Origin of the sequence: Thiothrix fructosivorans (assembly GCF_017349355.1) — a bacterium.
Taxonomy (GTDB): Bacteria; Pseudomonadota; Gammaproteobacteria; order Thiotrichales; family Thiotrichaceae; genus Thiothrix; species Thiothrix fructosivorans.
The window spans coordinates 1,105,921-1,126,069 of sequence record NZ_JAFMPM010000008.1 but is presented as its reverse complement, the minus strand read 5'-3'; the positions used below and the strand labels follow the sequence as shown (position 1 = coordinate 1,126,069).

Below are 20,149 nucleotides of genomic sequence, written 5' to 3'. Positions count from 1 at the left end.
TTTCTGACAATTATCATAGGCAGCGGCTTTGCTGTAGGTTATAACACCCAAGATATGGCAGAATGCGCCGCTCAGTTATTCACTGGAAACCACTCCCGAAGCCTTTATTTATGACAGATTACCTACTGATTATTGTTGGCACTGTGTGGGTCAACAATTTTGTGCTTTCACACTTCTTAGGTCTATGCCCGTTCATGGGCGTATCGCGCAAGCTCGAAACCGCGATGGGCATGGGTTTTGCTACGACCTTTGTGCTTACCTTGTCCTCCGTCAGCAGCTATCTCGCCGACACATACCTACTCGTGCCGTTTGGCTTGGAATATCTACGTACCATTAGCTTTATTCTCGTGATTGCGGCGATTGTGGGCTTTACCGAAATGGTTATCCGCAAAACCAGCCCGGTGTTGTACAACGTGCTGGGGATTTACCTGCCACTGATTACCACCAACTGCATTGTGCTGGGGGTGGCGTTGCTGAATGTGCAAGAAGCGCACGATTTTATTGAATCCGCCCTGTACGGTTTCGGCGCAGCCCTCGGCTTTTCGATGGTGCTGGTGTTATTTGCGGGTATCCGCGAACGTATCAATGTCGGTGACGTACCCGGTATTTTCCAAGGCAATGCCATCGGTCTGATCACCGCAGGCTTGATGGCATTGGCATTCATGGGCTTCTCAGGGTTGGTAAAAAGCTAATGATTGCAGCGATTCTCGTGGTAGTCGGTATGGCGGCGGTGTTTGGCTTGTTGCTGGGCTATGCTGCCATCCGTTTCAAAGTGGAAGGCAACCCACTGGCACAAAAAATTGATGCCATCCTGCCGCAAACCCAGTGCGGACAATGCGGTTTCGTCGGTTGCCACCCGTATGCCGAAGCAATGGCTAAAGGCGAAGCCGACATTAACCGTTGCCCCCCCGGTGGCGAAGCAGTCATCAAAGCGCTGGCAGAATTGTTGGGGGTGGAAGCCAAACCCCTCGATGCCGACAGCGGCGAACACACCGACATGCCGCTGGTTGCCATCATCGACGAAAACACCTGCATCGGCTGCACACTCTGCATTCAAGCCTGCCCTGTGGATGCGATTGTTGGCGCTGCCAAACACATGCACACCATCATTGCCAGCGAATGCACCGGCTGCAAATTGTGCCTACCGCCCTGCCCCGTGGATTGCATCGCAATGGTCCCGATCAAAATTGAACCGACGAATTGGAAATGGCCGTACCCCGTGTTTAACTTGAAGGTGACTCCATGATCCAAACTTTACGCAAACTGTGGCGTAACCCCGGCGGTCTGCATCTGGATGAAAATAAAGACGTTTCTACCCAATGCCCGTCGCGCCAGATTCCGTTAGCCGCGCAACTGGTGATTCCCCTGCTGCAACACGCAGGTGACAAACCCAAAGTGGTCGCCAACGTAGGGGCTTACGTTTACAAAGGGCAAACACTGGCGGTGGCGCAAAGCAATAACAGCGTCAATGTCCACGCCACCACCTCCGGCACGATTAGCGCGATTGAACCACGTCCAGTCGCACATCCCTCCGGCTTGCATGATCTATGTGTAGTACTGATTCCCGATGGTAAAGACGATTGGGGTGATGCCCGCCTGCCCACTTACCCAAATTACACCGAGATCGACCCCGCCATTCTGCGTCAGCAAGTCAAAGCGGCGGGCGTAGTTGGTATGGGTGGCGCAGTTTTCCCTTCGGCGGTAAAGCTGAATGTGCGCCCCGACAAACCCATCCGCACCCTGATTTTGAACGGCGCAGAATGCGAGCCATATATCACTTGCGACGACATGTTAATGCGCGAACAAGCCGCTGAAATTGTCGCGGGTGCGCAAGTCATGATGCATATCGTCAAGCCGCAAGAATGCTTGATCGGGGTGGAAGACAACAAACCTTTAGCCATTGCGGCGATGCAAGCCGCGATCACTGCCGCGCAAGATAGCCGCATCCAAGTCGTCGCCGTCCCCACGATTTACCCCAGCGGCGGCGCAAAACAACTCACCTTTATTTTGACGGGCAAGGAAGTTCCCAGCGGCGGACGTTCCTCCGACATCGGCGTATTGTGCAATAACGTCGCCACCGCACGCGCCATTTACCACGCGGTCGTCCACGGCGAACCATCCTTAAGCCGCTACGTCACCGTCACCGGCAATGGCATTGCGCAACCGTGCAACCTTGAGATTCCCTTCGGCACACCGATCAGCCACGTTGCCGCCCACGCCGGAGGTACAACCCCGCAAGCCAAACGCTGGCGCATGGGAGGCCCCATGATGGGCATTACCTTGCACGACGCGGCAACCCCTGTCGTCAAAGCCATGAACTGCTTGCTGGTGAATGACGAACTGGAAAATACCCAACCCGCCATGCCCTGCATCCGCTGCGGACGCTGCACTGATGCTTGCCCGACCAGCTTGCTACCGCAACAACTGTATTGGTTTGCGCGTGCCAAGGAATTCGACAAAGCCAAAACGCATCACCTCTCCGACTGCATCGAATGCGGCTGTTGTGAATACGTCTGCCCCAGCCACATTCCGCTGGTGGATTATTACCGCTTTGCTAAAGCCGAAATCCGTACTGAACGTGAAGCCAAAGTCAAAGCTGATCTTGCCCGCGAACGTCACGAATTCCATCAAGAACGCCTCGAACGTGCCAAACGCGAAAAAGCCGAAAAGCTGGCAAAGCACAAAGAACAGGCGCAAACCAACACAGATGACGGCAAAAAAGCAGCCATTCAAGCCGCACTCGAACGTGCCAAAGCGAAAAAAGCCGAAGCAGCCGCCTCCACCACTAGCGGGGATACTGCCGCATGATATTCAACAAACGTACATCCCCCGTCGCCACGGGCAAAGCGGATGTCAGCACGCTGATGCAGCAAGTGCTGTATGCCCTTATCCCCGGCACGCTGCTGCTCGTGTGGTTTTTCGGCTGGGGCATGATCACCAACTGGGTACTCGCCATTGGCTTTGCGCTGTTATTTGAAGCGATTATGCTCAAATTGCGCCAACGCCCTATCGAACCGTTCTTGATGGATTACAGCGCCGTGCTGACGGCGTGGCTATTAGCCGTCGCCATGCCTGCGTTTTCGCCGTGGTGGTTGATTGCGGTAGCCATGCTGTTTGCGATTGTGATTGCCAAGCATTTGTACGGTGGCTTGGGGTATAACCCGTTTAATCCCGCGATGGTGGGCTATGCCGCGATGCTGGTGTCTTACCCGGTGCAAATGACGATTTGGCCTGAACCCGTGCATTTCAGCTTTGCGCACATTGGCGCAGACCAAGCCTTCCAGAAAGTCTTTTGGGGCATCAATACAGGCTGGGATGCGCTTAGTGGTGCGACCCCGCTGGATGCTGTCAAAGTGAATTTAGGTCTGCACAAAACCTTGGAAGAAATCTACGCTAGCGGTCATTTCGGGCTATTCGGCGGGGATGCGTGGGCGTGGATTAACCTTGCGTGGTTAGCAGGCGGGCTATGGATGATCCAACGCAAAGTCATCAGTTGGCATATCCCTGTCGCACTGCTGGCAGGTTTGGGCGGCATAGCAACCATCTTCTGGCTGGTAAACCCACAACTGTATGCGTCACCGCTGTTCCATTTGTTGGGCGGTGCGGCGATGTTGGGGGCTTTTTTCATTGCAACCGACCCCGTATCGGCTAGCACCACGCCAATGGGTAAGCTGATTTACGCGGCGGGGATTGGACTGTTTACCTACATTATCCGTACTTGGGGTGGCTACCCCGATGCCATTGCATTTGCGGTATTGATTATGAATATGGCAGTCCCTTTGATTGATTACTACACCCAACCACGGGTTTATGGCACAAAACGGGGGTGGCTGGGATGAAACGTATCTACGAGAAATTGTTGGAACAACCGGGCGCTATTTTGGCGGGTTTCGCGCTGTTCGGGACGATTGCGCTGGCATTGGCGTTTGACTTGACCAAAGACCAAATTGCGGCGAATGAACGTGCTGCCACCTTGAGCCGCTTGAATGCGCTGGTGGATCACCAAACCTATGACAATGACTTGCTGGCGGACACAGTAGACTTGCCTGCGGCGGAATTTGGCAGTGCGGATAAGGTCACGGTCTACCGCGCCCGCAAGCAAGGCGTACCCGTTGCGGCGTTATTCACCGTAACTGCACCGGATGGTTACAGTGGGCGTATCCGTCTGATTGTCGGGGTCAACGCCGATCAAACCCTTGCAGGCGTGCGCGTGCTGGGTCATAAGGAAACCCCTGGCTTAGGTGACAAAATCGAAGTAGAAAAAAGCGACTGGATGTTGGGTTTCAACGGCAAATCGCTGCAAAATCCTACAGACACAGGTTGGGCAGTCCGCAAAGATGGCGGTGAATTTGACCAGTTTACGGGCGCAACCATCACCCCACGCGCCATCGTCAAAGCGGTGAAAAATACGCTTGCGTGGTCACAACAGCATTTCAGCACACTTTTTAAGCAGGAGGCAAAGCCATGAACAAAGTCGATTGGGCGGTCTACCGCGACATCAGCATCAACGGCTTGTGGAAAAGCAACCCCGGCTTGGTGCAATTGCTGGGGCTATGCCCGCTGATGGCAGTCACGACCAATTTCGTGAACGGCTTGGGGTTGGGCATTGCGACGACTGTTGCCTTGGTTGCCTCGAATCTGGCGATTTCGATTGTGCGCCATTTAGTGCGGGAAGAAATCCGCATCCCCGCCTTCGTCATGATTATTGCTGCCAACGTCACCTTGATCGAAATGCTGATGAAGGCGTATTTCCATGAGCTGTATGGCATTTTGGGGATTTTCATCCCGCTGATTGTCACCAACTGCATCGTGATTGGACGTTCTGAAGCGTATGCCTCGAAAAATCCACCGCTGCAAGCAGGTTTTGACAGTTTGATGATGGGAATTGGTTTTACGCTGGTATTAGTCGTGCTGGGCGGAATGCGCGAACTGGTCGGTAATGGCACATTGTTTGATCAAGCACACTTGATGTTTGGTGAAGCGGCTCGCGGTTTAACCCTCAGTCTCGGTGCAGACTACAAAGGCATGTTGCTTGCTGCCCTGCCCCCCGGTGCATTTATCGGGCTGGGCTTTTTGGTAGCGCTGAAAAACTACGTTGACAAGCGCAAGGCGCAAACCGTTAAAACCCCGCAAGCGCAACCGATAGTACGGATTACGCCCGCTGGTGAGAGCGCGTGAACAAGGTCAAGCGGGAGGAAATCTTCCATCGCCTGCGCGATGCAAATCCAAACCCGACCACTGAGCTGGTATATGCCAGCACGTTTGAATTGCTGATTGCGGTGATTTTGTCGGCGCAATCCACCGACAAGGGCGTGAATAAAGCCACGGCAAACCTATTTCCTGCCGCGCATACCCCTGAGGCGATTGTTGCGCTGGGCGAAGAGGGCTTGAAGGATTACATCAAAACCATTGGTCTGTTTAACAGCAAAGCCAAGAATATTATCGCAACCTGCCGAATGCTCATCGACAAACACGGCTCGGCAGTGCCGCAAGATCGCGCTGCATTGGAAGCCTTACCCGGTGTAGGGCGCAAAACCGCCAACGTGGTGTTGAACACGGCATTTCACCAACCGACGATGGCGGTGGATACGCACATCTTCCGCGTCGCCAACCGTACCGGCATTGCTCCCGGCAAAAACGTATTGGAAGTCGAAAAAGGTTTGCTCAAAAACATTCCCAAGGAATACCTGCTGGATGCACACCATTGGCTAATCTTGCACGGGCGTTATACCTGCGTAGCACGCACGCCTAAGTGCAAACACTGTATCATTGCTGACCTGTGTGATTTCAAGGAGAAAACCGTCTAATGTTTGGTAATGACCGCGACAGTATGCGCCGCTACTACCTGCAATGCTGGCAGAAGTTCAAACAAAAACAACCGCTGGATGCGCTGGAAACACAGATTGCCAGCGTGGTGGCGGAACACCCTGAATACCACGCTTTGCTTGAACATCACGACAAAACCCTGCAACGTGACTACCTGCCGGAACAGGGGGATACCAATCCGTTCTTACACATGGGCTTACATCTGGGGATTCGTGAGCAAGTGGCGACTAACCGTCCGACCGGAATCCGCGAACTTTACCAGCAATTGGTGATCCAATACGGCAACAACGCCGCTGAACACCGTATGATGGATTGTCTGGCAGAAAGCATCTGGCTGGCACAACGCCACCAGACAGCACCGGATGAAGCAGCGTATCTTGAATGCTTACAACACAAACGATGAGGTAAAACAATGAAATCGGGCTTTTACGCGGGAATCTTATTACTCCCATTGGCACTGGGCGCTTGCTCCATTACGCCCTCCAGCAACACCTACACCACCGCGCAAGCAGGCACACTGCAAGAAGTCAAATACGGCACGGTACTAGGAGTGCGCAATGTGATGATCCGCGAAGACAATGCTGAAACGGGCAAAGTCGCCGGTGGCGTGATCGGTGGCACAGTCGGCAGTGATGTCGGGCAAGGCAAAGGTCAAATCATTGGCAGTGTCGCGGGTGCAGTCATCGGCGGCACGGTCGGTATCGCGCTGGATCGGAGTATTCAAACCAAACAAGGTGTAGAAATCACCGTGCGCATGGACGATAACCGCACAGTTGCGATTGCGCAATTAGCAGACGAACCGTTTACCGTGGGTGAACAAGTTAAAGTATTAACTAGCCAAGACGGTAAAGCACGCATTACTCACTAAATCAAAAAACACTCACCGAAAAAACAAGGGCGCATTATTCTATGCGCCCTTAATTCAATGTTTGCATCATTTAATCCATCGCGATAATAACGTCACTACTGCTAACCGTGCGCAAATCAAATGTTCTTGACCGGCTAACAGTGCCATCTTCGGAGGTTACATCTGCCCGATACAAACCCGGCGCAAGCTCAATATTGGCAGAATGCCGAGTCAGCGAAGTTTCTAACACCGACTTGCCATTATCCAAACGGTATACTGTCCACGTATAAGGTTTCATGGCGGGACCGTTATTTAACGTAGCCATCAGTAAAACTTTTGACAAAGTTGTATCCGCAGCCGCGACTCCATTAATCGGTGCACTATAGGATTGCAGCGAAATTAATGATAAAAAAACCAGCGATATGGTTGCTAACCCTTTCCGAACTGTCGTACCTACCATTTTATATACCTCTTTGCTGTATTTATGATTAGGTAACATTATTGTTACACCCAATAAGAGTAATTTAGTTCGCTAAAAATACAATTCGATTTTTTTTATAAGCAAAATAAAAAAACTGTTGGAACTTTCTTTCTCTAACGTAACACCGTGCAGAAACACCGCTGCCTGTGCTATCCTAGCGCCCCGTAATATTCCCCAATACCGGAGTTTGTTGATGCATCCGATGCTCAGAAAAGCCATTGAAGCCGCCCGCGAAGCAGGCGAATCGATCCGCCACCATGCCAACAAAGTACACAAGCTGGATGTTGAAAACAAAGCCCACAATGATTTTGTCAGCAATGTCGATCGGGAAGCCGAGCAAATCATTGTGCGCCTGTTGCAACGCGCCTACCCAGACCATGCCTTCTTAGGTGAAGAAAGCGGCAAACACGGTCCCGACAGTGATTACGAATGGATCATTGACCCGTTAGATGGCACAACCAATTTCCTCTACGGCATCCCGCAATACTCGGTATCGGTTGCCCTAAAACATAACGGACGTTTATTGGTCGGCGTGGTATACGACCCCTTGCGCGATGAAACCTTTGCAGCATCACGGGGCGGTGGTGCAACCTTGAACGGTCGCCGCATCCGTGTATCGGAACGCAGTACCATGCAAAGTGCTCTGTTAGGTACAGGTATCCCCTTCCGCGCCAACCAAAACCTCGACCTGTACCTGCAAACGCTGAAAGCCATGTTGCCGGATACCGCAGGCGTGCGCCGCCCCGGTTCTGCGGCACTCGACTTGGCTTATGTTGCCAGCGGACGTTTTGACGGTTTCTGGGAATTTGGTCTGAATGAATGGGACATTGCTGCTGGCGTATTGCTGGTGCAAGAAGCCGGTGGTTTGATCGGTGACATGAAAGGCGACAATACTTTCCTAAAAACCGGCGATGTCGTTGCAGCGAACCCAAAAGTCTTCAAAGAAATGATTAAACGCCTGCACCCGATCATGGCGAATCGTTAATCCCCCGCAAATCCCCTGATAGACTAAAATCAGGGGATGAAACAGCCTAACCTCGCCACTGCTGCCTACTCCCTGCTTCTGTTAACGTTGCTGCTTTTGAGTGGCTGCGAACAACGTGCCCCCCCTCCACCAATGCCCCCCGCCGAATCGATAGCGGCAGAACCCGTCATCATTCCCGAAGCGGACAAATTGCAACCCGATCATTCCACGGTTGTGCAGACGCACCCGCCGGAGCAAAACGCCATGCCCACCAAGCCGCCGGACAAACCCAATACGCTAAAAATTCCCAACTTTGCGCAACAAGCCACGCCGGATAATACGCTTGCACTACGCTTTCTAGCCACGGGCGAAAGTTTCTACACCGAAATTGCCTTGGCAAACGGCATTCTCAGCTACACCTACTTCGAGGACACCACCGGACGTTGCGCCCAATGGGTAAAAAGCAGCCCTTGCTGGCAACAAAGCGACCTCAAAACCATCAGCATGGCACTCACCACCGAAGATCTCGATAACTTATACGCCGTCGTCAAAGACAGTGGCATTTTAACCCTGAAACGCGCTACCTTTGGCGACGCAAAAGCGGGGCAACGCCATTACGACCAACGCCTTGAAGTCAGTATTGACGGCACAAGCAAAAAACTGGTCTACCAACATTTTCCGGGCGCTAGCAAAAAACCCGAAGCGTTTGCACGCTTGGAAACCGCGCTACTCGCTTATGCCAACGACTTACCGCATTAACTTTTTCGGAAACCAAACTTCATGCTGGATTGGATGGCTTATTTACTCGCAGCCCTCGCGGCAATGGCAGCGGGTGCAATTAATGCACTGGCAGGCGGCGGCACACTGATTACGTTCCCAACCTTACTAGCACTGGGTATCCCGCCTGTCGTTGCCAATGTCACCAGCACGGTAGCGCTTTGCCCCGGCTATTTCGGCGCAACACTGGCACAGCTCAAGGATATTCGCAGCCAGTCGCAACGTTTGTGGTTGGTATTACCGGCAGCACTCGCGGGTGGGATTATCGGTGGGGTCTTACTGCTGCATACTGAGGAAAAAGTGTTCCAAGCACTCGTGCCATTCCTGATTTTGTTGGCAGCACTGTTATTGGCTATCCAGACGCCGTTGCGAGCATGGCTCAACCGCCGCTTACAGGCACACCGTGCGCAAGGCATCCCAGTCGTTTGGGTCATCCCGTTAATCTTGCTAGCCGCCGTGTACGGTGGTTACTTCGGGGCGGGGCTAAGCGTTATCGTACTGGCTGCACTGGCGTTGATTCTGGATGACTCCCTGACGCGGCTGAATGCGCTCAAACAAGCGGTTGCGTTTGGAGTCAATATCGCGGCGGCAGGCTTTTTCCTATTCTCTGGCAAAGTGGTCTGGTCGCTTGCCTTTGTCATGGCGATCGGCGCACTCGCAGGCGGCGTATTAGGCGGCAAACTTGCCAGCAACGTTAACCCGAATACCCTACGCTGGCTAGTCGTGAGCATCGGGATAGTGGTCGCCGTGGTTTATTGGATCAAATGATCCAACACCTCAATCAGTTGCCAGTCGGGTTTGTGGAAAAACACCCCTGAACCCGCTTGTTCCGGTGTCATGCCACGCAAGAACAAATACAACGCCCCGCCGACATGCTTCTCCCAAGCATAGTGCGGCTGGCGTTGCTGCAAATAGCGGTGCAATGCCAAGCAGTAAATCAGGTATTGCAGGTAATAATGGTGTTCCGCCATTGCTTGCTGCATCGCCTCATGCGTGTAGTCTGCTGGGGTCGTGCCTAGTTCGTTCGATTTATAGTCCACCACGAAATACTGACCATCAGCGGCGAATACCAAGTCGATGTAGCCTTTCAGATACCCTGTTAAATCATTGAATTTTAACTTGTCGACGGCGGCGTGAATCAGCGTCCATTCGGCGGGCAAATGCTGGTGCAGCAAGGCTTGCAGAGGCTTTAGGCGCAAACGTTCTACGGGGAAATAAAATTCCAGCTCGTCAAGACGTTGTGTTTTGGGAAGATCCGCAAGACACAGCACGATTGCCCCCAGTGACGTATGCAATGTCTTTTCCAATAATTGCTCGCCTGCTTCACGCCAGCGTTCTGGTAAACCATGCCGTTTTAGTGCAGGCAGCAACACCTTATCGCGTTGCTCAGCAAGCGGCTGGGTAAAATCCAACTCTTCCAGCATTTTGTGTAAGCAACTACCCGCTTTTGCACCACGCGGAAACGCAGTGCGCAACGTTTCATGCACCACGGGCGTTTGCCACGCGAGGGTATCGTAGTCGGGGCGTTCGTCTTCCTTGCCGGATGCCAGACCGCTGAAACTGCCGACTTTGGGTACGGGTGTATAACGCGGCTGATAACGCCGAATGCTGGATTGCCACTCACCTGTTTCTGGCTGATAGCTAATCAACGCATCATCAACAGGCATGGATTCGTGGCTAATACAACCGTCGGATTGTTTCACGACCTGCTGGAGTTGCGCGTGCATCAAGGCTTGGCGCACATCCGGCTGCATTCCGTCTTTGCGCAATTTACTGAGAATCTCATGCCCCTGCGCCAGTTTACCGAATAACAGCCACCCCAGTGCCGAATAATAGCTAAAGGGAGCAGGAATACGCCCGCTCACCAGTGCAATAGTGCAATGGTATTTGGCGCGAGTCACTGCCACGTACAGGAGGCGCAAGTTTTCCGCCTGTTCCGCCTCACGGAAACGCTGGCGAGCGGCATCACTGGCAAAGGCTTCTGCTTGCAAACGCGATACGCCTTCCTCCGTATCCGCGTCATACCAACTGAACCACGTACTCGCCTTGGGGTCACGCTCTAGCCACAAATACGGGCAATACACGATGCCGTATTCCAGCCCCTTGCTTTTGTGGATGGTGGTGATTTGCACCAGATTTTCGTCACTTTCTAGACGCAATTCGTGGGCTTCGTCTTTTTCAGCAGCCTCGGCTTTTTGTTGCAGCCAGCGGATTAGCGCGTGCATCCCATGCCCTTGCAAGCGACTTTCCGTGTGGATGAGTTCGGCAAGATGCAATAAGTTGGTGAGGCGACGTTCGCCATCCACCAAGGCCAGCAAGTGTGCGTAATGCCCGCGTTGCAGCATCCACTGGCGGAACATCGGCATAAAGCCCTGTGTGTGCCAGGTTTTATGCCAGCGGTGAAAGGCTTCGAGTTCGCGTTCCAGCAAGGTGGGATTTTCATCCAATTCAAACAAACGTTGCGCGGTAAAGCCGAATAACTCGGTGACGAGCGCTTGTTTCAAGGCAGATTCATTGCCCGGTTCGGCAATAGCGCGGAGCACGGCACGGAATTCGCTGGCTTCGCGGGTGCAAAAAATGCTATCGCGGGACTTTTGCACGCTGGCAATGCCACGTTCCAACAGGGCTTGCTTGACCAGTTCGCCTTGGCGGTTTTCGCGGACTAAGACGGCGATGTCACTGCTGCACACGGGGCGCTCGCCGATACGTGCTGCGCCTTGACGGGCAGCATTGAGTAAGCGGGCAATGTCGTTGGCGACGGCGCTGGCGATGCCTGCTTGCACGGTCGTGCTATTGTTGCCTTCATCGAGGGAATCCCAGTCCCATAGACGGATGGGGGATAGCGGTGGTGCGACCAGCAAATCGGACTGCGGCTTGCCTGCTGCGACGGCTTCGTAGCTGATGTCGCTGCGGAAGGGTTGGTCAGACTGGGCGAACAGGTGGTTGAGCGCAGTCAACAACGCGGGGTGTGAGCGGAAATTGTGTTTCAGCGTATGGTGGTAACAGGTGGCTTGTGCCGCTTTCAGGTAGGTGTAAATATCCGCGCCACGAAAACCGTAAATGGCTTGCTTGGGGTCGCCCACGTAGAATACGGGTTGATCGGGGCTGTTGCGGTAAATGCGCTCAAAAATTTCGTATTGAATCGGGTCAGTGTCTTGGAATTCGTCGATCAGCGCCGCTTGGTATTTTGTCGCTAAACGTGCCGCCAGTGCGGGGTGTTGCGTCACGGCTTCGCGCAAATGCAGCAGCAAGTCGTCGAAGGTCAGCAAGCCCAATTGCTGTTTGCGGATGGGTAATTCGTGCCGCAAGTGGTGCAATAAGGCTAAGCGCACTTGTTCCAACGCTAACGGCAACATGTCTTCAACGGGCTGGCGCAATGCCAAGAGTTGTTCGCTGCTGTCAAAAAAGCGATGGGCAGGCGGCTGTTTGCCCTTATTGATTTTGACCTTCAGGTAACTGGTCGTGAATTTTTCTAAGGTGGTTTCTTCGCCTTTTCCCGTAAAACCATTGGCGAACAGCGCATCCAACAACGCAAACCAGTCGTTGAGTTTATCCGCTTTGTAACTAGCCCCATTTAATACCTTAGCAGCCAACGCATCGCGCAGCAGTTGACGAATGGTTGCACCGTCTGCCTGCCAGATGGTGCTGCATACGCTTAATTGTGCCAGTAATGCCGTGTTAACCGCCGTGAAATCCGCTGATGTGACGGTGACGTGCTCTTCTTGCAAATACGGTTTGCCGATAAAGTTACGCACATCCGCTAGCAAACTATCCGGGGTTACACCACGTTTTTGCAGCAGCATCAAATGCAGCGGGTCGGGTTTGAGAAAATGCTGATACCAAAATTTATCGGTTAATTCGGTCAGCAAAGCGTCTTCGTTTGCCACCAATTCGCTTTCAAACGGCAAACGGGCTTCAAACGCATTTTCCGAGAGCACGCGTTTGCAGAAGCCATGAATGGTGAAAACGGCGGCTTCATCAAAGCTCACCAAGGCAAGTTGCAGGCGTTGAATGCAGTCGTGTAACGGGGTTTCAATCAGCAATTCAGCGTAGGTTTCTTCGTGCGGGCGCTCTTCCAAATACGCCAAGGCATCGGCGAGGCGTTTGCGGATACGATCACGTAATTCGGCGGTTGCCGCTTCGGTGTACGTTACTACTAGAATCGTGTCGACTTTCAGGTCATAGACGGCGACGAGGCGCAGGTATAACCATGAAATCGTCCACGTTTTGCCGGTTCCGGCACTGGCTTCGATTAGGTTTGTGCCAGTGAGGGCAACGGTTTTGGCGTTAAGTGTTTGCATGACTGTTTTCAAAAAATTTCATTAGGGTGTCAACCGAACCGGAGCTTAATCGTTATACATACTGAACTCTAAGCCCAAGAGTCCCCAAAACTAGTACATGAATAAAAATTCACAGCCCTTAATGCATTCAACCCTCCCTCCCCGGAGGGTTTTTTATTTGGGTGGTGCAAATGTCAGGGTAATACCGCCGGTTGCACCGGCTTTTGCCAGACCGACCAAAGCAAACCCACCTTCAGCAGTAATTTCCAAGGTAAGTTGTACTTCATTCAATTCAAAATTACCCACTTGCTTGATGGAAGCAAAAATATCATCAAGGCTATCTTTGATACTACTCAGGGAAGCTGCCAGCTTTTCGGTCGGTAAGTTACGCAAACCACCATTGCTGTTACTAGAACTCAAGCGTCCGCCACCCAAGCTATCGAAGCCACCGGTAGCATTGCCTGAGGCTGCTTGGGTTTCTTGAGAAAAGATAACAGGTAATTCTTTCATGGACATATTCCTTGTTGGATTAAGAAAGCGGCAATCAGGTTGGATAACGCTGTTGCATGGCTTTGAGATCTTCGCGGTCTTTCAGCAGTGTGCCGAGATAAGGCGGCTTTTTCTGAGCATTGTCGAGTTGCCGGAACAATTCATCCAGACGTTGGCTGGACGTACCGGCATCCAATGCCATTGTTTTCAGCCATACCAGCAGTTCACCCGTGGCGGGTATCTTGCGCAGCCGTTCTTTACGCAGCAGCATGAAGCGATTAACCGCCAGTTCCAGAAAACCGTCAGAGAAGCGGCTAAACGAAGCCTGATGACTTGCCAGCACGGTTTTCAACAAATCACGCTTGAAGTCGATGTGGTGAAACACGCAGCGGCGTAAAAACGCTTCCGGCAAACGGCGTTCGCTGTTGGAGGTGATAAAGACCAAAGGGCGGTTATGGTCTTGCACCGTTACCACTCCCCCGGTTTCTTTGACGGTAAAACTCATTTGATCAAGTTCATGCAACAAGTCGTTGGGGAAATCACGTGGAGCTTTGTCGATTTCGTCGATCAAGAGCACCCGTGGTTTGTCGGAGGTCAGCGCTTCCCACAAGGGGCGTTCTTCCACGTAATCCATTTTGCTCAGGGTCACACCCGCCCGCAAATGGGCATCGTGGAAATAGCGCACACTGTCGAAATGGTAGAGCAGGTCTTGCGCGGTGCTGTCGGACTTGACCTGAAAATGCAGCACATCGCCTAGCCCCAATTTCCATGCGGCGTAGTATGCTGCTTGTGTTTTACCTGTTCCCGGTTCGCCAGTCAGCAGCAAAGGTTCGCCCACAGCAAGCGCGGTGTTGATGGCTTCTTGCAAATCAATGTCTGGAACAAAACGCGGTGCGTCGGTTTTCAAACCATCTTTGGGGATTCGGCGGTTTTGTAACGCATCCAGCACGGCTTTTGGGTCAGATTGTGCTAATAGGTTGAAGGGGTAGGTCATGCTTAATATCCGTGGTCAGTGATAACATTGGCAGGCATCATCTGCTGTTCAAACAGTTTATGTGCTTGCGAAACAATGGTCTGCAATTCGTTGAGTACTTTCTCGTAATGCCCCTCGGTACGCACCACAATGTCGTTGATCAATTTCGAGCGGTCATCCCCCACTACCGGCAACTCCACATCAAATTTCTCCAAAAAATCCAAGATGTCTTGTTCACTCACCTGTTGTAGCTCATCCAGCAATTCCAGCTTCATCCCGGACTTAAGTTTAACCTTGGTTAATTCATTGCGACAAATCGTTGCAAACTGTGGGTCAGGCTCTTTCAACTCATAGCCAAGTGCCAACAAAGTGCGTATCCCGTATGAACGCAGGCGAGCATGGACTTCGGTTTCCCACCATTTCAGGAAGAATGCCAAGCGCCCCAGATTCATAGGGCTACCCTTGCGCAGTGTTTCAAAGCGGCAATGTACCACCAAGGGATTGCTGATGCCGCCAATGCTGAGGTTTTGCAGCATACCGGGCAAATCATCCAGAAAGCGTATCCCGAAGCCTTTACAGACCATGTGTTCAAACGCCTGATGCAACTCGTTGAAATGGGCAGGCCAACGGAAGGTAAAGGTCACCATTTCCATATCCCGCGAATGTTTTTTCAACTCAATCGGCAGGCGCTCGTGAAAACGTTCGACGCCCTGCTCTTTTGTACCGTGCCAGAAACACGCCAAGGTGGTCGGGCTATCGGACACCAGCATCTCACTGGTGTGGTAAAACACCCGGCTGAATTGGGCGGTTCGGTCAAGCTTCAAATACCAGTGCATGTCTTTGACGACAAAACGCTGCACATTACTGTGCGGGAAATGCCATTCGGTGTAATGTTGGTAAAGGATCGGGATCATCCAACGAATCGCTGCTAAACCATGCCCTTTGCTGTTGTAGGCATGGGTAATGGCCTGATGCGGCGGGTAATGGTCAAGCAACAGCCGTTCGAGGAATATCCGCCCATGTTCGCGGGCGGCATCAGTCAGCGCATCGGTACGATTCACCAATAGCGCGGGGATCATTTGCAATTGTGTCACTGACCCCGCAATGCCATTGCTACCGCTGCGGCAGGCATTCAAATACAGTAAACTCGGCGGGGCTGCTTTCAGCATCGCCGCCAGCTTGCCCATCGTCACTTCCATCGCCTTGCCGGAGGCATCAGTAAACAATAGGGATGCGCCGTAACCATCACCCATGCCATGCCCGTAGTAATAGATGACATCCCACGACTGTTCATCCAGCTTACGGCGAAAACTATCCCAATCCGCCGCGACTGCCAAGGCGTGCGAGTTGAGGAAATAGCCGTAACGCCGCCCCCGCAAATATTGCAGTAAATCGTTGCCGTGTTCCCCAGCCCCCGTCGCGGTTTGGTCACGCGGTTCCTGACACACCAGCAAGACTTTGGGGACATCGGCAAACTGCACGGCACGCCTCGGCGCATTCGCTTGGGTTGCCACTGTGACATGCCAGTCTTCCATCACCAGAAAAGTGTTATGGCAGGTCAATAAATTCCACGGGATACGCTGGATAAAGGCATCATCCGACACTACCCGTAATAGCACGGCTTCTTGCGGGGGAAAAAGATTGGCGGACGCAGCAGCAAAAATTAATTGGTAAAGGTATTGCCCCAATTGCAACTGGGCAGCTTCGTCAAATGCACTCAGAATGTCTTTTTTGAAATGGATAAAGGCATCATCCAGCATACTCAGCTTTACCGGCTTGCCTTTGAGTTCTACCGTATCCAACTGGAAATTGCCCTGCAAACAGGGCGCTGGCTGCCCTTGCGGGTACAAGCCCCACGCATAGCCCGTAGCAGCCGATTGGATAACGAGGTCGAAATTCAGCACAAGATCCCCCCAACTAACGATCATTTACTGAGCTTATAACAAACAGTGTCACATATTCAACACGCTTAGGATTTGCGCATTGATAATGAAGGAAAAAGTTAATTTAACCTGTTAATTAGTACTAGCAATACGAAATCCAACAAAATTGATACGAAAATCTAGCGGATAACCGTTGCGGGAAGCAGAACGCAACCACTGAGGTTCGTAAAACCACGCGCCCCCCCGTAACACACCAGAGGCATTCATGCGACACCCCTGACGAGCATTACCATCGACAGGGGCATCATTGTAATTATCCTTCCAACAATCTTCCATCCACTCATTCACGTTACCGTGCATGTCATACAAACCAAATGGGTTTTCTGCAAAACTACCAACAGGAGAAGTATAGTTAAATTTATCGCCGCACAAGTCCCCAGAACAATTTGCATTATTTTTGCCTATCCCGTTGCCCCACGAGTAGGCAGTATTCGTACCTGCTCGTGCTGCATATTCCCATTCAGCTTCTGTCGGCAGACGGTATTTTTTGGTGGTTTGCTGACTCAACCATTGCACATAAGCTATGGCATTTGGCTGACTAACACCCACAATCGGGTAATTATCACCAATGAGAGCCTCACCCATAGCCTTGTAATAACTGGGCGCATTCTTTTCCTGCCATTGCGGTTTAGGACAAGCACCCGTATTCACACAGACCATATACTGCCTAACCGTCACTTCGGTTTTACTCATCCAAAAGGTCAATACATTGACTTCATGCGCGGGCTTTTCGTTAGCCAAGCAGCCATCTTCACGTTCAGAGTCGCAGCCCATTGTAAACTTACCACCATTGATTTTAACCATTGTTGGGGTTACTGTCGTTGGTTGCGATTGCTGAGAAGCTTTTGACAACTTATTTATCACATTATTGGATGTTTGCTCTCCATCCTGTGCAAAAAACGAAACAAGAGAAGGGGGAATGAAGGGTATTTCTCTTACAAATGTATTCCCCCCAACCCCCAACCCCCAACCCCCAACAGTACAATCGCCAACGCAAAACTCACCAACCCGACATTCCTCAACCACCGCGCAGCCGCATACACCACCGTCTTTAACCACCGCGCAGCCGCAAAACTCACCAGCCCGACATTCCTCAACCACCGCGCAGCCGCATACACCACCGTCTTTAACCACCGCGCAGCCGCATACACCACCGTCTTTAACCACCGCGTAGCCGCATACACCACCGCCTGTTTCAGCCCACAAGCCTTCCCCACTGCCAACAAATGCCGCCGCCCAGTGCGCGTCGCTGGCACCAGCAACGCCGCGCTTGCCACATCCTCCGGCATCTGCTCCATTTCCTCGCGGATAGCCTCACACAACGCAGGCACAGACACCACCAACGCATGCAGCTCTGCCGCCGCCTTATCTGGGTCAAGTACCCACCCCAACCGAATGCACTTCCAGAGCCAGATTGCCCATGCTAAAGAAGTCGGAGCGGGGATTTCCTCCTTCATCATCCTCAAACAAACCTCAATCACCGCCATCTGTTCCGCCCGCGTGCGCCGCATAAATCCTGTAAGCAACACCACCCGCAAGCGTGGCGCAAACGCCGCCAAATCCGCCGCCGCCCACATCCCCGGCAAGCCCAACAAACGCTGTAACGCCAAACGCGGCACATCTGCAAACAATGCTTCCCGCAAGCGTTCCGCCGCCACCAATGACCACGCACCGGGGTAATACGCCAATGCTTGCGCCCACGGCAACGCCGCCCCCAGCACCCGCTCCAAAAATGCTGCGTCACTTTCCTCAGGCTTTTGCCCCGCCACTTCCCACCGCGTCGCCTCCAAGGCCGCTGGTCGCCACGTCGCTGCACCCCATGCTTGCTGGATACCCGCCGCATCGGCCTGCAACAAGCGTACCCCTTGCGCCTGCAAACCCTGTTCGCGAAAATCCCAATCCCGCTGTTCTTGCCGCGTCAACAGCCGCGCATCCGGCCAGTCCCGCCACGGGAAATCCTGCAAACCTTCCGTCTGATGGGTATCGGCAAAAATCAGCAGTAACAGGTGATGACGGTATTCTTCCCAATCCTCCAGCCATTGCGCCCAACCGTGCTGATCCATGAAACGTTCTGGGCTACGGTTAAATCGCCCAAAGGTGAGGTGAACACCTCGCCCTTGCAAGGCTTGCACCAATTCAACAGGCAACTGATGCCAACCCTGTTGTGGCACAAGCTGATCCGTGAGGATGAGGATACGCTGCAAATCGCGCCGTTTCTGAAACCGCAATACCGGCACGCTGCCCGCCTCAGACGTGGCACGGATACTGGCAGGAATATCGAGTTCGCGGGTGTACTGATCGGTGAGAATGTAGCTCAACTGATACGCCAGATGGTCAGCATCCGCCTCCGCCAACCACGGCGGCATTGCCCCGCCCACACTGGCATCATCAAAATACTGCGCGGGTAACGTCGGGTCACACGGGATTTTCTGGCGAATGTTGGGCGGGCGATACTGTGTCCACCACACCCCCAACAAACCCGCAGCCAACAACGCTGCAACGATCGCCCCCGGTAGCCATAAATCCGTCAGGATACGTTTGTCTGACACGGGTTCAAGCGGCTGTTGCGCTACCTGCACCTTGATCATGTCAGAAATTGGCGGTTTGCCGCTGAGGGTATCGGTTTGAGTGACATTTGGCTTGTCTGGCGTTGGAGGCGGCGCAACCGTAGGCGGCGGGGAAAAGTAGACATACCAAACAGCACCCAACACCCCCACAACCAACAACAACCAACGCCACCACCTCTTTGAACGCACTGGCTTTGTAGGAGCTTGCCCTGCAAGCGATTCTTCTTCTGGAATGGAATCGGGAGAATCGCTTGCAGGGGAAGTTACTGATGGGGGTGATTCAGCCAATAACCGTGCCATGTCGTCGCGCCAACGCTGCACATCCACCGCTAACGGCTCGCCCTCTGCTACGGCAAAAAATCCCCGAAATTCATGCTGAAACAGCAAACGCTCATCCCGATCACGCACTAACAGATTGCCCAGCACCCGTTCCAGCCGCTGTAATGTCCAGTCACCCTCTGCCGCCAACACACGGCTAATCCGCCGATAGTCACGGATACTGACCACAATACCCGCCCGATTCAGGCGCTCAAAAAATACATGGAGTGGAAAATAATTGGCTGGCACATTATCAACCATAAAACTTCACCCGCACCCGCAACTGCCTTAGTACATCATCAGGCACACTATCCGGCATTAAGATCAACGTATACAACGTGCCGCTCTGCGCCCGCCAATTCAGCACACACAGCCATGGATGCAAAAAACTGCTGTCATCCAGCCGCGCCAAAAATCCAGCAGAAGCAGTACGCACCAACGCATTATCCACCTGATAAAAGCGCACTTCCTGCACCGCATTCGGCGCAACCCGACTAATATGCAAGCGCCAGTAATAACGCAACGACAACACAATCGGCAGCAACAACAAACTCTTTGCCCAAACCGCCAACGCAGGCATCAACCCCACCACAACAGCCGCCAGTAGATGCGTTCCCACCAAAAAAACAGCCAGTTGCCGCGAAGCCACTGGCTGCAAATATAACGGCGGTTGCGCTTCCACCA

General features: G+C 52.7%; 20 protein-coding genes. 12 read left to right on the top strand and 8 right to left on the bottom strand.

Annotation, left to right across the window (positions count from 1 at the left end; genetic code table 11):
* Positions 1-110 precede the first annotated feature (110 nt).
* From rsxA to J1836_RS19635, 9 genes are read left to right on the top strand one after another with little or no spacing between them, the layout of a single operon-like run.
* Complete coding sequence (gene rsxA / locus J1836_RS19675) at positions 111-692, top strand: electron transport complex subunit RsxA (protein WP_207252845.1); 582 nt, start codon at positions 111-113, stop codon at positions 690-692.
* Complete coding sequence (gene rsxB / locus J1836_RS19670) at positions 692-1,246, top strand: electron transport complex subunit RsxB (RefSeq protein ID WP_207252844.1); 555 nt, start codon at positions 692-694, stop codon at positions 1,244-1,246. The genes rsxA and rsxB overlap by 1 nt, the downstream gene beginning before the upstream one ends.
* The gene (gene rsxC / locus J1836_RS19665) at positions 1,243-2,808 is read left to right on the top strand and encodes an electron transport complex subunit RsxC (RefSeq protein WP_207252843.1); all 1,566 of its coding nucleotides are present in this window, start codon (positions 1,243-1,245) and stop codon (positions 2,806-2,808) included. The genes rsxB and rsxC overlap by 4 nt, the downstream gene beginning before the upstream one ends.
* Positions 2,805-3,839, top strand: coding sequence for an electron transport complex subunit RsxD (gene rsxD / locus J1836_RS19660; RefSeq protein WP_207252842.1), 1,035 nt, complete (start codon positions 2,805-2,807; stop codon positions 3,837-3,839). Before rsxC ends, rsxD begins: the two co-directional genes overlap by 4 nt.
* Positions 3,836-4,468 carry an electron transport complex subunit RsxG gene (rsxG, locus tag J1836_RS19655; protein ID WP_207252841.1) on the top strand — a complete coding sequence of 211 codons (633 nt, stop codon included), beginning with the start codon at positions 3,836-3,838 and terminating at the stop codon, positions 4,466-4,468. Before rsxD ends, rsxG begins: the two co-directional genes overlap by 4 nt.
* A complete protein-coding gene (locus tag J1836_RS19650; RefSeq protein WP_207252840.1) occupies positions 4,465-5,178 on the top strand; it encodes an electron transport complex subunit E in 714 nt (237 codons plus the stop codon). Before rsxG ends, J1836_RS19650 begins: the two co-directional genes overlap by 4 nt.
* Positions 5,175-5,807, top strand: a complete 633-nt coding sequence (gene nth, locus J1836_RS19645) for an endonuclease III (protein ID WP_207252839.1) — start codon at positions 5,175-5,177, stop codon at positions 5,805-5,807. Before J1836_RS19650 ends, nth begins: the two co-directional genes overlap by 4 nt.
* The gene (locus J1836_RS19640) at positions 5,807-6,229 is read left to right on the top strand and encodes a DUF1841 family protein (protein ID WP_207252838.1); all 423 of its coding nucleotides are present in this window, start codon (positions 5,807-5,809) and stop codon (positions 6,227-6,229) included. Before nth ends, J1836_RS19640 begins: the two co-directional genes overlap by 1 nt.
* 9 nt (positions 6,230-6,238) lie before the next feature.
* Positions 6,239-6,694, top strand: a complete 456-nt coding sequence (locus J1836_RS19635) for an outer membrane lipoprotein (RefSeq protein WP_207252837.1) — start codon at positions 6,239-6,241, stop codon at positions 6,692-6,694.
* A gap of 70 nt (positions 6,695-6,764) precedes the next feature.
* On the opposite strand, the gene J1836_RS19630 is transcribed toward J1836_RS19635, so the two are convergent.
* Positions 6,765-6,998 carry a hypothetical protein gene (locus J1836_RS19630; RefSeq protein ID WP_207252836.1) on the bottom strand — a complete coding sequence of 78 codons (234 nt, stop codon included), beginning with the start codon at positions 6,996-6,998 and terminating at the stop codon, positions 6,765-6,767.
* 349 nt (positions 6,999-7,347) lie between these two features.
* Between J1836_RS19630 and J1836_RS19625 the strand changes: the two genes are divergently transcribed.
* From J1836_RS19625 to J1836_RS19615, 3 genes are read left to right on the top strand one after another with little or no spacing between them, the layout of a single operon-like run.
* Positions 7,348-8,139: an inositol monophosphatase family protein gene (locus J1836_RS19625; RefSeq protein WP_207252835.1), complete on the top strand. Its 792-nt coding sequence runs from the start codon at positions 7,348-7,350 to the stop codon at positions 8,137-8,139.
* Positions 8,140-8,175: 36 nt separating this feature from the next.
* Positions 8,176-8,877, top strand: a complete 702-nt coding sequence (locus J1836_RS19620) for a hypothetical protein (RefSeq protein WP_207252833.1) — start codon at positions 8,176-8,178, stop codon at positions 8,875-8,877.
* Between the two features lie 21 nt (positions 8,878-8,898).
* Positions 8,899-9,663 (top strand): sulfite exporter TauE/SafE family protein, encoded by a 765-nt coding sequence (locus J1836_RS19615; RefSeq protein WP_207252831.1) that lies wholly within the window; start codon positions 8,899-8,901, stop codon positions 9,661-9,663.
* On the opposite strand, the gene recB is transcribed toward J1836_RS19615, so the two are convergent.
* From recB to J1836_RS19580, 7 genes are all read right to left on the bottom strand, one after another.
* Positions 9,648-13,196, bottom strand: coding sequence for an exodeoxyribonuclease V subunit beta (gene recB, locus J1836_RS19610; RefSeq protein WP_207252830.1), 3,549 nt, complete (start codon positions 13,194-13,196; stop codon positions 9,648-9,650). The two genes, J1836_RS19615 and recB, sit on opposite strands and share 16 nt — an antisense overlap.
* 153 nt (positions 13,197-13,349) lie before the next feature.
* Positions 13,350-13,685, bottom strand: coding sequence for a Pepco domain-containing protein (locus tag J1836_RS19605; protein WP_207252828.1), 336 nt, complete (start codon positions 13,683-13,685; stop codon positions 13,350-13,352).
* Between the two features lie 34 nt (positions 13,686-13,719).
* The gene (locus J1836_RS19600) at positions 13,720-14,658 is read right to left on the bottom strand and encodes an AAA family ATPase (protein WP_207252826.1); all 939 of its coding nucleotides are present in this window, start codon (positions 14,656-14,658) and stop codon (positions 13,720-13,722) included.
* Between the two features lie 2 nt (positions 14,659-14,660).
* Positions 14,661-16,565 (bottom strand): CHAT domain-containing protein, encoded by a 1,905-nt coding sequence (locus J1836_RS19595; protein ID WP_207252825.1) that lies wholly within the window; start codon positions 16,563-16,565, stop codon positions 14,661-14,663.
* 87 nt (positions 16,566-16,652) lie between these two features.
* Entirely contained in the window at positions 16,653-17,444 is a 792-nt protein-coding gene (locus tag J1836_RS19590) for a formylglycine-generating enzyme family protein (protein WP_207252824.1), read from the bottom strand.
* A 71-nt stretch (positions 17,445-17,515) separates the two neighbouring features.
* Positions 17,516-19,726 (bottom strand): hypothetical protein, encoded by a 2,211-nt coding sequence (locus J1836_RS19585; protein WP_207252823.1) that lies wholly within the window; start codon positions 19,724-19,726, stop codon positions 17,516-17,518.
* Entirely contained in the window at positions 19,719-20,147 is a 429-nt protein-coding gene (locus tag J1836_RS19580; RefSeq protein ID WP_207252822.1) for a protein YgfX, read from the bottom strand. The genes J1836_RS19585 and J1836_RS19580 overlap by 8 nt, the downstream gene beginning before the upstream one ends.
* Between the last annotated feature and the right edge of the window lie 2 nt (positions 20,148-20,149).